Consider the following 15,729-nt stretch of genomic DNA (forward strand, 5'->3'; position numbering starts at 1 on the left):
TGTAAGGCCTCAATTCAGGTCGCTGTCCGGTTCGGACTGTAGCAGCCGGGACGCACCGGTGCCGCGTTCGGTTACATCGAGGCGAGGCTGATCGCGCCGAGCAGGGCCAGGCCGAAGGCGGCCAGAATCGACAGGGCCAGCGGGCGGAACAGGCCGGGGCCGAGGGCGCGGGCGAGGAAGTAGCCGACGCCGGCGCCGAGCGCCGCCAGCACGAAGCCCTCACCCTTGATCAGATAGAACACCGACGCCAGCGCCGCGTTGCCGACCTCGGCGACGCCGCGCGCGTCGTCGCCGAACGGGATCGGGAACCGGTAGACGATCCCGACCAGCGCGGCCGCGACCGGCGCGGCCAGCACCGCGATGATCAGTCCCCACAGCGCCACCGCCCACCGCGTGGGCGCGCTAGTCCGACCTTTCTCGATCTCCATGCATGCTCACTCTCTGGTCTCGGTAGATGAATCGTAGAGTTGCCGGACTTTCGCGGGCGTGCACCGTCCTCGGCGCGAGTTCGCCGGCGGTAACGGCTACTGTCGGTGCCGGAATTGCTCTTGCTCGAAAGCTGGTGTGCGTGAACGGCGTTATGGGGTCGGTGCCGAGGGGGCGTCGGTGAGGGGGATGGGCCGGCGGCGGTTCATCTTCGGGGTGTCGGGCGCCGCGGGGGTGCTGGCGGTCGGATTCGGCGGAGCCGGGTCGGCCGAGTCCCGCTCGCCCGCGTTGGAAACCGAGCACGACAGCGGTGAGAAACCCAGTGCGCGTGATACTCCCGCGTCCGAGCTGAGCACGTTCTTCGCCACCGCCGCGGTGGGAAACGCGGTCGAGGTCGACAGCGACAGCGACGGGGACCTGTGGGTCACCTGCTGGGCGGACGACGACAACCTGTACTCGGTCAACGGGGACGGCAGCGGGTTCGGCGACGGGCCGCGGCACGACATCGCGGTGAACCGGATCAGCGGGGATCCGAAGGCCGGGTTCACCGGTGAGGTGCTGGCGGTCTCCGATGCGGTCGGCGCCGTGTGGGGCGATCCCGAGCTGTACAACCGGAAGCCGACCGGGATCGTCTGCGTGGACGGACGGCTCTATCTCGCGATCCAGGACCTGCGGGCCGGTCACGCGGACATCGCGTTCAACGACGCCCCCAACGCCAGTGTCTCGTGGTCGGACGATCACGGGCAGACCTGGCACAAGACGCAGCAGCCGATGTTCACCGGGGGAGTCTTCACCACGATCTTCTTCCTGGACTTCGGCCGGGACTCCGGCGATGCCGCGGCGGCGCTGGGGGCCGATGCCGCACGCTACGTCTATGCCTATGGCCTGGACGGCAATTGGCGTGGTTCGTTCACCGCGACGGTGGCCGATCCGTTCGACCTGTACCTGGCGCGGGCACCGAAAGACGCGGTCGAGCAACGCAACCGGTGGGAGTTCTTCGCCGGACTCGACGGCGGCAAGCCGCGCTGGAGCAAACAGCTGGAGGAGCGCCGCGCGGTGCTGCGCGACACCCGGCGCCAGTACACGACGCTGCGCAACTATCGGGAGAACCCGCACAATCTTTCGGTGATCGCGCAGGGCGGGGTGGTCTATGTCAAGGCGCTGAACCGGTATCTGTACACCTCGTGGACGGAGTACACGTTCGAGTTCTACGAGGCGCCTTCGCCGTGGGGCCCCTGGAAACTGTTCCTCACCAAGGATTTCGGCGGCTATCCGTGGTTCGGCCGCGGGCCAGGGTGTCCCGGTCCGAAGAACGGCGGCTATGCCACCACGATCCCGTCGAAGTTCATCTCGGCCGACGGCACCTCGATGTGGGTGCAGTCGAACTGGTGGGTGGGCAGCGCGGGCGGCGACACCGCGTACAGCTTCAACCTGCGGAAACTCGCGTTGCAACCATTCAGTGCGCAATCGCCGGCGAACCAGCCGGACCCGCGCGACAATCTCGCCTACAGCGGCGCGTGCGTCACGCCCATCGAGAAGTCCGCGCACTTCGGCCACACCGAGTACTACAACGACGGCGATTTCACCAAGAGCGAGAACAGCTTCGACCAGGAGAACAAGGACCTGGACTACTGGGGCTTCACCTGGTCGAGGCCGTATCTGCTGAACCAGGTCGTCTATACGACCGGCGAAATGTTCGACGATGGAGGCTGGTTCGCTGCCGGGTTGCGCGTTCAGGTGCGGCAGAATTTCCAGTGGATCGATGCGCAGAACCCGAAAGTCGAGCCCCGATACCCGTATACGTCCGCGGCCGGGGCGTTCACGAGCTACACGTTCACTTTCGCCACCCTCGCCGGAGACGGCGTGCGGATAGTCGGAAAGCCCGGCGGCAGTTCGTATTTCACCTCGATCGCGCAACTGGAGGTCTACTACCGGTAGCGCCGCCGCGATACCCGGTTGTCAAGTGGCGCTGCGGCACTGTAGAAAGCGCTCGGGCGCAAGTAAAATCGGTGGATACCTGGGGCGCAAGGAGGGGTCATGCCACCCGATCCGCGGAATCCGAAGCACGGCAGGCGTCGAGCGGCCCGAATGGCCCGCGCCGCGACTGTCCTCGCGGTGCTCACCACGCTCTCCTCGATCACCACCCAGGCCTCCGCGCAGCCGTATCCGATCTACGGGGCGATCCGGATCGAATACGACGAGGCCGGTGGCCTCGGCTTCTTCGGCCTGGCGGTGAACCCGGAGTCCGACGCCTCCCGCGGCGGCCGCCACCAGGAATTCGAGAAGGACAGCTCCATCTACTGGCACCCGCTGGTCTCCGACGGCCACGCCAACCAGATCGGCGGCGCGATCCGCGCCAAGTGGGACGAGCTCGGCGCGGAGGACGGCGCGCTGCGCTATCCGTCCACCAGGGAGCTCGCCACCCGAAAGCCGGGGCGCTTCAACCACTTCGAGGGCGGCACCATCCACTGGTCGCGGGCGACCGGCGCGCACAACACCTGGGGCGCGATCCGGGATAAATGGGCCACCCTCTCCTGGGAGGACGGCAGGCTCGGCTTCCCGGCCACCGATGAGTTCCGCGCCAAGAACAACGGCGCCGGGCAGCATTTCGAGGGCGGTTCGATCTATTGGTCGGCCGACACCGGGGCGCGTGTGATCGTCGGCGCGATCCGGGACATCTGGGCCGGCCAGAACTGGGAGAACGGTCGCTACGGTTACCCGATCAGCGACGAATACGACTACAACGGCGGCCGCGCCCAGGATTTCCAGGGTGGCCGCATCGAATGGCGGCCGCCGCGCTGAGCCATTTATGCAGGCTGTGCATATGTCCGTCCGTCGAGGGTACGCGGTAACCGCAGGTACCTCGACGAATGGAGGCTCTCATGAACGTCGACGACAACGTTGCCGCGGACCGTGGCCCCAGGCTGCGGATTCCGCGCAGTCGCGGCGCCCTCGGCGGGCTCGCGGTGTTATTGCTCGGGATCTGGGGCGCCTTGATCCCGTTCATCGGACCGTATTTCCATTTCGCCTACACACCCGACGACTCGTGGGTGTGGACCTCCGCGCGCGGCTGGCTCGAGGTGCTCCCCGGCGTCACCGCCATCGTCGGCGGCTGGCTGATGCTGGCCAGCCGTAACCGCCTGGTCGCCGGCTTCGGCGGCTGGCTGGCCGCGGCGGCCGGCCTGTGGTTCATCGTCGGGCCGTTCCTGGCGGACGCGCTGAGCATCGGCTCGCACGGCGACCCGGTCGCGACCTCCGACCTGAAACGCGCCGTCCTGCAACTGACCTTCTTCTACGGCCTCGGCGCGCTCATCCTGTTCTTCGCCGCCACCTCGCTGGGCCGGTTGTCCGTGCGCACCGCCCGCGATATCGCCTTTGCCCAGCGCGAGGTCGCCGCGCGGGCCGACACCCGCGGCGCGATTGCCGACGTGCCGGAACCGGTGGAACCCACCGACCGCCCGGCCTTCGGCACCCAGCCGCGACTGCACAAGCCGGGACTGGGCGGCGGGCACGCGTGATCGAAGGTCAGCTCGCGGGCGCGGTGGGCAGGCCCTGGGCCCAGCTGCGCTGCTGGCTGCGCCGGGCGATCCGCCAACCCTGCGGGGTGCGGACATAGTCGTCGATGTACCACATGCCGAGCAGCGCGATCGGTGATTCGCCGTCCTCGGCCGGGAACGCGATCGCGTTGTAGGACATCACCCGGCCGGTCGCCCGGTCGCCGTCGACGCGGATCTCCGGGTTGCCCAGCAGGTGCTGGGAGGCGGGCAGGTACGCCATGCTCTCGGCGAGCCACGTCTTGATCTCGGGGAGCTTGCCCGCGATGGCACCGAACGGGGTCAGGTCGATGTCGGCGTCGGGCACGAATACGTCGTCCAGGGCGTCGAAATCCCGGCTGTCGACCGCGGTCGAATACGCAACCTGCAATTCCTGGATCTCCAGCCGGTCGGAGATTTCCTGAATGTCGAGCACCTGGCCTCCTAGCACGTGATAACGAGAACCGAACGCTAACGGCCGCGAGGATTCCGCCACATCCCCCGACCGGTTGAACTCGGCGGCCGATCGGTTGAATCGCGCCGGAGCCAAAGGGCATGAGCGGTAAGGGTTATCGGAGTGCGGCGACGTTGGCCAGGATGGTCTCCCTGGCGGCGGCCCACGCGGGTGAGTTGGCGTCGGCGAACTCGCCGTGTCCGGTCCCGTCGAGAATGCGCAGTTCCGCGGCCTGGCCCGCCCGTCGCGCGGCGGCGACGTAGCGCCGGCTCTGCGCGGGCGCCACGACGGTGTCCCGGTCGCCGTGCAGGGCGCTGATCCGCACGCCGACGGGCAGGTGGGCGATCGGCGAGGCCAGGCGATAGCGATCCGGGACGTCGTCGGGCCGCCCGCCGAGCAGCCTGCGGACGAACCCGTCGCGCCCGTTGGTCACCGCGAACTCCAGATCCAGCACACCGGCCATCAGGGTGACGCTGCGAATGCGCACCGCGGTGGGTTGCGCCTCGGTGCTCTGCCGCCCGGCCACCCACGCCGCCAGTTGCCCACCCGCCGAATGGCCGGCCAGATGCACCCGGCGCAGATCGAGCCGATTGCCGGAGCGCAGGTTCACCACGGTCGCGAGGGACCGCACGGCGTCGTCGGCATCGGTGAGCGTGACCGGCCAGCCGCCGGCGCCGTTGACCCGCCGATATTCGATGTTCCACACGGCGACGCCGGCCGCGGCCAGCGACGCCGCCAGCGGTCCGACATGATCGAGCGTGCGATTCTGCGACCAGCCGCCGCCGTGGATCAGCACGACCACGGGATACGGCGCGGCTGCGGTGGTGGGGAGATACAGGTCACCGAACATGTCGGGGGCGGTGCCGTAGGCGATGCGCAGCGGGACGCCAGGAACGGCCGGTGCGGTGTCGAGGGTCACCGCGGCGGTGAAAACCGGTTCGGTGGCGGTATTTCCGGCGATGACGGCGACGACGGCGAGTAGCGTGGCCAGGCCCAGTTTCCAGGCTCGGCGAATGGTTCCGCTGACCACGATCCTCAATACTCCCGCAACACCGACGACATCGTTGCCAACGTACTCGATGCCGCGAAATCGGACACTATTGCGCGCACCGAGATTTCACGAGACCGGTTCGGGCCGCTACCACCAGCCGAGCAACGGCTGCAGCCGACGGCCGAGCTCGTCGGCCAGCGAGCGCGAATAGCTCGCGGTCAGATGATGTTCGTCGTGGTAGACCAGGATGTTGCCGATGGAGACCGGGCACACCGCGCCCTCACAGACCGCGTCGGTGAGGTCGATCGGGTACACGTTGGGGAACGACCAGGTCGGCGCCAGTTCGGGATTGATCGGGTCGAGCGCGTCCGTGCGTTTCATCCCGCAGCTGAGCCGGTCGCCGCCCTTGGCCAGGCAGTCGATCGCCTTGTAGCGAACCCCGTTGCTGCGCAACCACGGAGTGTCCCGGATCGCGATCACGTTGAGGCCGCGTTCGCCGAGCGCCGACCAGACGTCGAGGTACTCGGGCGGGGTCTCGTCGCCGGTGCCGTCGCGCGGCCGGGTGCCGGTGGTGAACACCCAGTCCGGCCGGTCCGCGCCGAGCCGCTCGATCACCTGCTGGGACCAGTCGCGGCAATCGGGAATCAGCTCACCCTTGTACGTCGCGTCCTCGGCCAGGGTGAGCGGGCAGCCCATCTTCAGATAGACCTGGATGCGGAACGGATGCCGCTCGGCCAGGACCTGGAGCGCGGGCAGCCAGTGCTCGGCGTGCGAGCTACCGACCACGGCCAGGGTGTGCGCGCCGTCCGGGTCGCCGTAGGTGCAGGTGATGAGTTCGGCGTTGTCCCAGTCGGCGATGCACCCGTCCGAGGTGGGTGCGGGTGCGTCGGCGGGCGCCTCGAACACCGTCGGCCGCATCCGCGCGTGCGGCGTGGGCCGCCCGGAGACCAGGGCTTCCGCGCCGGGGTACAGCGCCGGACTCAAGGCGCCGACCGGCTGCGGCGCGCTGACCCCCACCGCGATCTGCCACAGCACGGTGGCCGCGACCATCGGCACCGCCGCGGCCGTCACCACGGCGGTCGCGGTGCGCCGAGCCCGCGTCGAATGATCCGCGCCGCCACCCAGCGAGCGCACCCGCAGCGGTTCCTCGATCACGCGATGGGTGACCCAGGCCAGCACAACCGAGACGGCGATGATGCCCAGCCCCTCCGGCAGTCCCGCGCTGGGGTGGCCGAGCTCGGCGAGCCAGAAGATCAGGATCGGCCAATGCCACAGGTACAGGGGATAGGCGATATCCCCGAGCCAGCGAATCCCCGGCGTCGACAGGAGCCGGTTGAATACCGGTCGCTGACCGGCGGCCACGTTGTTGCCCGAGACGATCAGCGCCGCGGCGGCACCGACCGGCAGCAGGGCGTAGGGGCCGGGGAATCGATTGGCGCCGTCCAGGATCAACCACCCGCACAACACGACACCGGCCAAGCCGAGCCCCGCCAGGACGAACCGAAGCCGTTGCGGCAGCCGCAGATACGGGGCCGCGACGGCCAGTCCCGCGCCGACGAGCAATTCCCACGCTCTGGCGAAGCTGTCGTAGTAGTTCCAGCCCTGATGGGTGGCCGTCCCCGACGCGGCCAGCCCGAACGACGCGACGGCGGCCAGGATGATCACCGCGCCGAGCACCGGCCGGAGTCGAGCCGGGCGTTCGCCGCGCCGGCCGGCCCACGCGGTCACGGCCACCAGTCCGAGCGCGGCGAGATAGAACTGGCCCTGAACCGACATCGACCAGAGGTGCTGGAGCGGGCTCACCGACGGATCCGCGGCCAGATAGTCCGACCAGGTCAGGGCGAGCTGCCAGTTCTGGTAGTAGAACATCGAGGCCAAGGTCTGGGCGGCCACGTCCGACCATTGTGTGTAGGGCCGCAAGATCACCGTCGCGGCCACGATCGCGGCCAGCACCACCGCCATCGCCGGGATCAGCCTGCGCGCGGTGCGCCGCAGTGTCTGGCCGACGCCCACCGATCCGGTCGATTCGGCCCGGCGCACGAGCAACCCGGTGAAGAAGAAACCGGACAGCACCAGGAAGACGTCCACGCCGCCGGACACCCGCCCGAACCACACGTGGAACACCACGACCAGCGCGATCGCCAGCCCGCGGAGCCCGTCCAGATCCGCGCGGTAGCTGGTTGACGCGGACTGGTCCGGCGGGATTACACGCTCATCCGGCGGAAGGGTCCATAGTGGGCGATGAATGGACACCGTACGAAGATTACTTCGGTGACCGCCCCTTCGGCGAATCCACCGCTAACTCGCCGGTGCCGGTCAGCCGTTGACGACCTGCGGCGCGGATACGGATTTGAGCCCCTCGACGCCGAATTCGAGACCGTAGCCGGACTGCTTGACGCCGCCGAACGGGATCATCGGGTGCACGCCGCCGTGCGCGTTGATCCAGACCGTGCCTGCCTCGAGCCGGGCGGCGATGGCGCGGGCGGTGGCCCGGTCGGCGCTCCAGACCGATGCGCCGAGGCCGACGTCGAGGGCGTTGGCCATGGCGATGGCGTCCTCGATGTCGTGGTAGCGGACGATCGGCAGGGCCGGGCCGAACTGTTCCTCCGCGACCAAGGGGTTGTCGTTGTCGATGTCGGCGACCAGGGTGAGCGGATAGAAGTTGCCCGGGGCGCTGCGATCGGGGTCACCGCCGGTGAGCAGGGTGGCGCCGGCCGCGCGGGCCGCCTCGACCAGGCCGGAGACGATGTCGAACTGCTGGCGGTTCTGTAGCGGGCCAAGGACATTGGCCTCGTGCAGGCCGCGGCCCATCGGTGTGGTCGCGGCGATCGCGACGAGGGCCGCGCAGACAGCGTCGTAGACGTCGGCATGGACGTAGAGGCGCTTCATGGCCGCGCAGGTCTGGCCGGTGTTGATGAACGCGCCCCAGAACAGGTCCTCGGCGATCGCCGAGGGGTCCACATCGGGGAGGACGATGCCCGCGTCGTTGCCGCCGAGTTCGAGGGTCAGGCGCTTCACCGTGTCGGCCGAGCTCCGGATGACGGCCCGGCCGGTCCTGGTGGAGCCGGTGAACATGACCTTGTCGATATCGGGATGACCGGCCAGCCGGGCACCGAGTTCGCCCGCGCCCGCGACCGCGTGCACAACATCATGGGGCAGAACGCTGTTGAGCACTTCGACCAGCGCGAGCACGCTCAGCGGGGTGTACTCGGAGGGCTTGACCACGGTGGTGTTGCCCATCCGCAGCGCGGGGGCGATCTGCCAGATGGTGATCATCATCGGCCAGTTCCACGGCCCGATGGCGCCGACCACGCCGAGCGGGCGATAACGCAGTTCCGCATGGGCGGTCTCGTCGTCGACGATCGTCTCGCCGGGCAGTGCCGTTGCCGCGGTGGCCCGTAGCCAGGACACGCACGCGCCGACCTCGAAACGGGCATTGGGGCCGTTGAGCGGCTTGCCCTGCTCCCGCGAGAGCAGTTCGGCGAGCGGCTCGGTCGCGGCCTCGACGGCGTCGGCCGCGCGCAGCAGGAGTTCGACGCGGTCCTCGTCACTGCGTGCGGCCCAGGCGGTCTGCGCGGCGCGGGCGCGGGCGATCGCCGCGTCGAGTTCCTCGACGGGCCGAAAACGCACTCGCCCCACCACCTCTCCGGTCGCGGGGTCCGGGATCGCGCGCCCGTCGGGGTCGGTGATGGTCGCGAGGAGGGTGTCGTAGCTGATCGTCGTCGACGTCATTGCCAAGTCCTTCTATCTGGTCGATCAGTAACTGCCGCGGGGTGTTTCGCCGGGTGGCGGGCCGAGGAATCGGTGGGCGAGGGCCTCGGATCCGCGGGCGAGCAGGGCGGCGTCCGCGCCGACGAGCAGGAAGGTCGCCCCGTGCCGGGCGTACGCGCTCGCCTGCGCCGGATCGAACGCGTTGACGCCCACCGGTTTTCCCGCGTCGATGACGTCGGCGAAGGCCTTGCGCACCTGTGCGGTGACGTCCGGATGGGTCGGCCGGCCGAGCAGCCCCATGGCGGCGGCGAGGTCGCTCGGTCCGACGAAGATCCCGTCGATGCCCGGCGTCTCGGCGATGGCCCTGGCGTTCTCGACGCCCTCGAGGGTCTCGATCTGCACGAACACCGAGACATGTTCGGCGGCGCGGGGGAGATAGTCGTCGATGCGGTTCCAGCGTGCCGAGCGCGCCAGCGCGCTGCCCACCCCACGCCGCCCGACCGGCGGATATTGTGCTGCCGCAGCGACATTCCGCGCCTGCTCGGCGGTGGAGATCATCGGCGCCAGGATGTTCTGGGCACCCAGATCCAGGACCTGCTTGATCACCACGGTGTCGCCGACGGGCACCCGCACGACCGGCGTCACGGCATAGCCGGACACCGCATACAGTTGCGCCAGAACGGATTCCAACCCGTTCGGCGCGTGCTCCATATCGATCAGCACCCAGTCGAGCCCGGACCCGGCCATGATCTCGGCCGCCACCGGCGATCCGGTGGTGATCCACCCGCCGTACAGCGGCCGGTCGCTGCCGGCCAGCGCGTCGCGCAGGGTCCGATTCAGCTGAATCGGCATGAGACGGTTCCCATCGGTCCGTAGTCGGCGAGGATGGTGTCGCCCGGTTCGACCCACAGCGGGCGGGTGAACGACCCGGCGAGCACGATCTCCCCGGCATCGAGCCGGTCGCCGTGTTCGCCGAGCTTGTTCGCCAGCCAGGCCACCCCGGTCGCGGGATGGTTGAGCACCGCCGCGGCGACCCCCGATTCCTCGATCGTCTCGTTGCGGTACAGCAGCGCGCTGACCCAGCGAAGGTCGATATCGCTGGGCCGTACCGGATTTCCGCCGTAGACCAGCCCGCCCATCGCCGCGTTGTCGCTGATCGTGTCGACGATGGTCCGTCCGGGCAGGTCGATCCGCGAGCTCAGGATCTCCAGCGCCGGGACCACGTACTCGGTGGCGCGCAGGACATCGAAGAGGGTGGCGCCGGGACCGTCGATCGGTGCGCCGAGCACGAAGGCGAGCTCGACCTCGATCCGCACGTTGGCGAACCGGCCGTGCTCGATGACCGACCCGTTGTCGAAGACCATGTCGGCGAAGATCGCCCCGTAGTCCGGCTCGGTGATGCCGGTCGCCGCCTGCATCACCTTGCTGGTGAGCCCGATCTTGCGGCCGACGGGCCGGCGTCCGCTCTCGATCCCGCGGCGACGCCATTCGTTCTGCACCGCATAGGAATCCGCCACGGTCATGCCGGGGTAGCGGGCCGTCAGCAGCGGGATCGTGCGGCGGTCCCGCTCGGCCGCGGCCAGCTCGTCGGCGATCGCCGTGATCGCCTCGGTGGGCAGCATCGGTTCTCCTCTCAGAGTTGCGCGCCGAGCTTGTATTCGCCCCGCGTCCGGTCGGCGTCGGACTTGCGGGTGTAGGAGAACCCGTCGGCCCCGATGGTCACCGCCATCTCCGACTCGTCGGTGCGCCTGGTGAGCGGCTGCGGCCTGCCGTCCAGGTCCAGCACGGGCGAGGCCTCGGTGTACCAGCTCGGCACCACCGGGCTGCCCCACCAGTCGCGCCGCTGGTTGTCGTGCACATCCCAGGTGACCACGGGGTTGTCCGGATCGCCGGTGTAGTAGTCCTGGGTGTAGATCTCGATGCGGTGGCCGTCGGGATCGCGCAGGTACAGGTAGAAGGCGTTGGAGACGCCGTGCCTGCCGGGGCCGCGTTCGATCAGGTCGGACATGCGCAGCGCGCCGAGCTTGTCGCAGATGGCGATGATGTTGTGCTTCTCGTGCGTCGCGAAGGCCACATGATGCATTCGCGGTCCGTCCCCACCGGTCATCGCGGTGTCGTGCACCGTGGACTTGCGCCGCAGCCACGCCGCGTACACCGTGCCGCCGGCATCCTGGATGTCCTCGGTGACCCGGAAACCCAAGTCCTCCATGTACTTCACCGCGCGTGGCACATCCGGCGTGACCTGATTGAAGTGGTCGAGCCGGACCAGCGCACCGGGGGAGTGCAGCTCGTAGTGCCAGGCGAGGCGCTCGACATGCGCCACGTCGTAGAAGAATTCGTACGGAAAGCCGAGCGGGTCCTCCACCCGCACCGAGTCCCCGATGCCCCTGGTGAAGCCCGTCGCGCGCCGCTCGACCCGGCAGCCCAGCTCGGTGTAGAACTCGACGGCCCGGTCCAGTTCCGCGGCGCTGCGCACCCGGTAGGCGAACGCCGCGACGGCGGCGACCGGGCCCTGACGGAGCACCAGATTGTGGTGAATGAACTCCTCGAATGACCGGAGATAGACGGCGTTCTCGTCTTCCTCGGTCACCACGAGGCCGAGGACGTCGACGTAGAAGTGCCGCGAGCGCGCCAGGTCGGTGACGACGAGTTCCATGTAGGCGCAGCGGACCACATCCGGCGGCGTCGCCTCCGGCGTGCGAAGGGGGTTGCGCGCGTGGATCGGATCCGTAACGGTTACAACGGGTTCGGGGGAGTCGGGGGTGACGATCACGATGGTTCCTGCTTGCCGAAGGTCGGGTTGTGCGCCGCGCCGAGGGTGATGTGCACGGCCTGCTGATCGGTGTAGAAGTCGATGGAGCGGTAGCCGCCCTCGTGGCCGAGCCCGGAGGCCTTCACGCCGCCGAACGGGGTCCGCAGATCGCGGACGTTGTTGGAGTTGAGCCACACCATGCCCGCCTCGATCGCCTGCGCGAAGGTGTGTGCGCGTTTCAGGTCGTTGGTCCAGACGTAAGCGGCCAGGCCGTACCGGACGCCGTTGGCGAGGGCGAGCGCCTCCTCGTCGGTATCGAACGGCGTGATCGCGACGACCGGGCCGAAGATCTCCTCCTGGAAGATCCTGGCCTCCGGTTCGACGTCGGCGAATACCGTTGGTGCGACGAAGTTCCCGGTGCCGAAGCCGTCGGGGCGGCCACCGCCCGCGACCAGTCGGCCCTCGGATTTGCCGAGGTCGACGTAGCTCATCACCTTCTCGAAGTGCTCCGGATGCACCAGCGCGCCGACCTCGGTGTCCGGGTCGTGCGGGTAGCCTACGACCACCCGTTTCGCCTGTGCGGCATAGCGTTCGACGAACTCGTCGTAGATCGGCCGCTCGACCAGGATCCGGCTGCCCGCGGTGCATCGTTCGCCGTTGAGCGAGAACACGCCGAAGATGGTCGCGTCGATCGCGGCGTCCAGGTCCGCGTCGGCGAAGACCACGGCGGGGCTCTTGCCGCCCAGCTCCATCGACAACCCCTTCAGCGACGCGGCGGCGTTGCCGAAGATGATCTGCCCGGTGCGGCTCTCCCCGGTGAACGAGATCAACGGCACGCCAGGGTGTTTCACCAGCGCGTCGCCCGCCTCCTCGCCGAGCCCGTTGACCAGATTGAACACCCCGGGCGGCAGCCCGGCCTCCTCGAAGATCCCGGCCCACAGCGACGCCGACAGCGGGGTGAACTCGGCGGGCTTGAGCACCACCGTGTTTCCGGTGGCCAGTGCGGGCACCAGCTTCCAGGACTCCAGCATGAACGGGGTGTTCCACGGCGTGATCAACCCGGCCACGCCGATCGGCTTGCGGTTGACGTAGTTGAGCTGCTGTCCCGGCACCTTGTAGGCGTCGTCCACCTGGGCGACCACGAGATCGGCGAAGAACCGGAAGTTCTCCGCCGCACGCCGGGCCTGGCCGAGCGCCTGGGTGATGGGCAACCCCGAGTCGAACGATTCGAGCTCGGCCAGCCGCGCGTCCCGCGATTCCACGATGTCCGCGATCCGGTGCAGCACGCGCGACCGCTCGCGGGGCAGCATGCGCGGCCACGGCCCCGCGGTGAAGGCCTTGGTCGCCGCGATCACCGCGAGATCGACATCGGCCTGCTTACCCGCGGCCGCCTGGACATAGACCTCGTTGGTGACGGGATCGAGCACACCGAACGTCGCGCCGTCGACCGAGTCGACGAACGCCCCGTCGATGTAGTGCTGAATGCGCGCCGGTAGGTCCGAGGGCGTGTGCGGGGTGGCGGGGGTGCGCACCGCGTTCGTCATATGGCGACTCCAGGGTTCGAGGTTCAGCGGGCCGTGCGGCCGGAGGATTCGTCGGGGTGCTCGTGGGCCAGGTAGGCGTCGAGGGTGGCCGAGCGGTGGCGGCGGGCGACCTGCTCGATCTCGCCGAGCGGGGCGCCGGTTTCGATGAGGCGCACGATGTTCTCGTGTTCGCGCACCGATTCGTGGGCGCGCCCGGGGACGAAGGAGAAGGTGGACGAGCGCAGGTGACCCAGGCGCGACCACTCCGCCTCGACGAGGGTGACGATGCGCGGATTCACGCACTTGGTGAACAGGATCGCGTGGAACTCGTGGTTGAGCGCGGTGAACGCGCTTGGGTCGAAATCGTCCAGGGACGCGATCATTCGCTCGTTGACCGCCCGCGCCCGGCGCAGGTCGTCCGCGGATAATCGGCCGGCCGCGAGCGCCGTCGCCGCGCCCTCGAGCACGCTGAGCGCCTGCATGCTGTGCCGATACTGCGAGTCGTCGACCATCGAAACCTGGGCGCCCACATTGCGTTCGAAGGTGATCAGGCCCTCGGCCTCGAGCTGCCGGATCGCCTCGCGCACCGGAACCACGCTCATGTCGAGGTCCTTGGCGATGGCGCTGAGCACCAGCCGGTAGCCCGGCGTGTACTCCTGCCGCGCGATCCGATCCTTGATCCAGTGATACGCGACCTGTGACTTACTCTGCGTACCACTGGATTTCACTGATTCTGGCGCCACTGTCGGTACCTCGCCTTCCATTCCGCGTCGGGGGGAAACAGCCCGGCCACCGGATGCCCGGCACCGACCTGCTCGGCGATCCAGCCGTCTTGGATCTCCTGCTCGAGCGCATCGTCGACCACTGCTTCGGCGATGTCCGAGGGTAGGACGATCACACCATCCCCGTCGCCGACGACGATGTCGCCGGGCTGGACGGTCGCGCCACCACAGGAAATGGTGAGGTCGGCGTCCCAGGGCACGTGCTTGCGGCCGAGGACCGCCGGATGCGGCCCCGTGGCGAAGACCGCCAGACCGGTGTCGGCGACGGCATCGTGGTCGCGCACTCCGCCGTCGGTCACCACGCCTGCGGCTCCGCGCACCTTGGCGCGCAGGGCGAGGATGTCGCCGAGGGTGCCCGATCCGGTCTCGCCGCGGGCCTCGATCACGATGACCTCGCCCGGCTCGACGGTGTCGAACACCCGCTTCTGCGCGTTGTATCCGCCGCCGTGCGTGCGGAACAGGTCCTCGCGGTTCGGCACGAACCGCAACGTCCGGGCGGTGCCGACGAGCCTGGTTCCTGGCTTCGCCGGACGCACGCCCTCGATGGACACGTTGTTCAGGCCCCGCTTGCGCAGCTGCTGCGACAGTGCGGCGACCGGCACCCTGGACAGCTTGGCGCGCAGCTCGGCGGAGATCGCGGTCGCGGGAAGCCCGGCGGCGCACCGGGATCCCCAGGCTTCGATCCGCTGGGTGTCGTCGACCGACGGGAGGGAACCGAGGGTGGGGTCGAACTCGTGCACGCCCTGGACGACCGTCGTGACCAGCCGCCCGGAGCTGGGCGCCCCGGCCGTGTCGGGTGCGTCGACTTCGACCTCGACCACATCGCCGGGCACCACGACCGACGAACCGGCCGGGGTCCCGGTGAGGATCACGTCCCCCGGTTCGAGCGTGAAGTGCTGCGACAGGTCCGAAATCAGCTGGGGGAGTGGGAAAATCATTCCCGAGGCGGAGTCCTCCTGGGCGAGAACGCCATTGACCCAGGCGCGCACCCGCAGTGCCGCCGGTTCGACGGTCCGCGCATCGATCAGGCCGGGCCCCAGGGGTGTGAATCCATCCCCGCCCTTGGATCGGATATTGGATCCCTTGTCGTTGGCCCGCAGGTCGTACAGGCCGAAGTCGTTGCCCGCGGTGATCGCGGCGACGTGCTGCCAGGCGGATTCGATCGGCACCCGGCGCGCGGCGCTCCCGATGATCAGCGCGATCTCGCCCTCGAATGCCAGCAACTCGGTGCCGCCGGGCCGTTCGATGACTCCGCCGCCGGCCGCGACCGAACTGCTCGGTTTCAGGAAGTAGGACGGGTGCGCCGGTCGACGGCCCCGCTGATCCGCCCGCGAGGCATAGCTGAGATGGACCGCGATGATCTTGCCCGGCCGGGTCGGCAGCGCGGAAAACCGACGATCACCTGCGTCGATGTCGATTTTCATGAACCTCCTCCAACCGCTCTTGCATCGTATCTCAAATCGTATATCATCGGTGAAGCGAGCCGCAAGTGACGCAGATCGCATTTCGAAGTCGCCGTGATCTCCAGCGCCCACACCCCCGGTAGCACCGGCGACG

Annotated in this window: 14 protein-coding genes; 3 read left to right on the plus strand and 11 right to left on the minus strand. The window is 68.9% G+C overall.

Annotation, left to right across the window (positions count from 1 at the left end):
• Positions 1-71: 71 nt before the first annotated feature.
• On the minus strand, positions 72-428 hold the full coding sequence (locus ACFQ9K_RS16770; RefSeq protein WP_378983301.1) for a hypothetical protein: 357 nt from the start codon (positions 426-428) through the stop codon (positions 72-74).
• A gap of 178 nt (positions 429-606) precedes the next feature.
• On the opposite strand from ACFQ9K_RS16770, the gene ACFQ9K_RS16775 reads away from it, so the two are divergent.
• From ACFQ9K_RS16775 to ACFQ9K_RS16785, 3 genes are all read left to right on the plus strand, one after another.
• Positions 607-2,364, plus strand: a complete 1,758-nt coding sequence (locus ACFQ9K_RS16775; protein ID WP_378713105.1) for a hypothetical protein — start codon at positions 607-609, stop codon at positions 2,362-2,364.
• A 99-nt stretch (positions 2,365-2,463) separates the two neighbouring features.
• A complete protein-coding gene (locus ACFQ9K_RS16780; RefSeq protein ID WP_378713107.1) occupies positions 2,464-3,228 on the plus strand; it encodes an LGFP repeat-containing protein in 765 nt (254 codons plus the stop codon).
• Between the two features lie 80 nt (positions 3,229-3,308).
• Positions 3,309-3,944 carry a hypothetical protein gene (locus tag ACFQ9K_RS16785; RefSeq protein WP_378713108.1) on the plus strand — a complete coding sequence of 212 codons (636 nt, stop codon included), beginning with the start codon at positions 3,309-3,311 and terminating at the stop codon, positions 3,942-3,944.
• Between the two features lie 7 nt (positions 3,945-3,951).
• On the opposite strand, the gene ACFQ9K_RS16790 is transcribed toward ACFQ9K_RS16785, so the two are convergent.
• The 10 genes from ACFQ9K_RS16790 to ACFQ9K_RS16835 form a co-directional block, all read right to left on the minus strand.
• The gene (locus tag ACFQ9K_RS16790) at positions 3,952-4,395 is read right to left on the minus strand and encodes a nuclear transport factor 2 family protein (RefSeq protein ID WP_378713110.1); all 444 of its coding nucleotides are present in this window, start codon (positions 4,393-4,395) and stop codon (positions 3,952-3,954) included.
• 133 nt (positions 4,396-4,528) lie between these two features.
• On the minus strand, positions 4,529-5,443 hold the full coding sequence (locus ACFQ9K_RS16795) for an alpha/beta hydrolase family protein (RefSeq protein WP_378713112.1): 915 nt from the start codon (positions 5,441-5,443) through the stop codon (positions 4,529-4,531).
• 108 nt (positions 5,444-5,551) lie between these two features.
• Positions 5,552-7,657: an acyltransferase family protein gene (locus ACFQ9K_RS16800; protein ID WP_378713113.1), complete on the minus strand. Its 2,106-nt coding sequence runs from the start codon at positions 7,655-7,657 to the stop codon at positions 5,552-5,554.
• Between the two features lie 63 nt (positions 7,658-7,720).
• Positions 7,721-9,136 (minus strand): aldehyde dehydrogenase family protein, encoded by a 1,416-nt coding sequence (locus ACFQ9K_RS16805; protein WP_378713115.1) that lies wholly within the window; start codon positions 9,134-9,136, stop codon positions 7,721-7,723.
• A 24-nt stretch (positions 9,137-9,160) separates the two neighbouring features.
• On the minus strand, positions 9,161-9,967 hold the full coding sequence (locus ACFQ9K_RS16810; protein ID WP_378713117.1) for an HpcH/HpaI aldolase/citrate lyase family protein: 807 nt from the start codon (positions 9,965-9,967) through the stop codon (positions 9,161-9,163).
• The gene (locus ACFQ9K_RS16815) at positions 9,952-10,737 is read right to left on the minus strand and encodes a 2-keto-4-pentenoate hydratase (RefSeq protein ID WP_378713119.1); all 786 of its coding nucleotides are present in this window, start codon (positions 10,735-10,737) and stop codon (positions 9,952-9,954) included. The genes ACFQ9K_RS16810 and ACFQ9K_RS16815 overlap by 16 nt, the downstream gene beginning before the upstream one ends.
• Before the next feature lie 11 nt (positions 10,738-10,748).
• Entirely contained in the window at positions 10,749-11,837 is a 1,089-nt protein-coding gene (gene hpaD, locus ACFQ9K_RS16820; RefSeq protein WP_378713265.1) for a 3,4-dihydroxyphenylacetate 2,3-dioxygenase, read from the minus strand.
• Positions 11,838-11,884: 47 nt separating this feature from the next.
• Complete coding sequence (hpaE, locus tag ACFQ9K_RS16825) at positions 11,885-13,411, minus strand: 5-carboxymethyl-2-hydroxymuconate semialdehyde dehydrogenase (protein ID WP_378713121.1); 1,527 nt, start codon at positions 13,409-13,411, stop codon at positions 11,885-11,887.
• A gap of 23 nt (positions 13,412-13,434) precedes the next feature.
• Positions 13,435-14,133 (minus strand): GntR family transcriptional regulator, encoded by a 699-nt coding sequence (locus ACFQ9K_RS16830; RefSeq protein WP_378713122.1) that lies wholly within the window; start codon positions 14,131-14,133, stop codon positions 13,435-13,437.
• Positions 14,115-15,596, minus strand: a complete 1,482-nt coding sequence (locus ACFQ9K_RS16835; protein ID WP_378713124.1) for a fumarylacetoacetate hydrolase family protein — start codon at positions 15,594-15,596, stop codon at positions 14,115-14,117. Before ACFQ9K_RS16835 ends, ACFQ9K_RS16830 begins: the two co-directional genes overlap by 19 nt.
• Positions 15,597-15,729 lie beyond the last annotated feature (133 nt).

Source organism: Nocardia sp. NPDC056564 (assembly GCF_042793755.1).
GTDB lineage: Bacteria > Actinomycetota > Actinomycetes > Mycobacteriales > Mycobacteriaceae > Nocardia.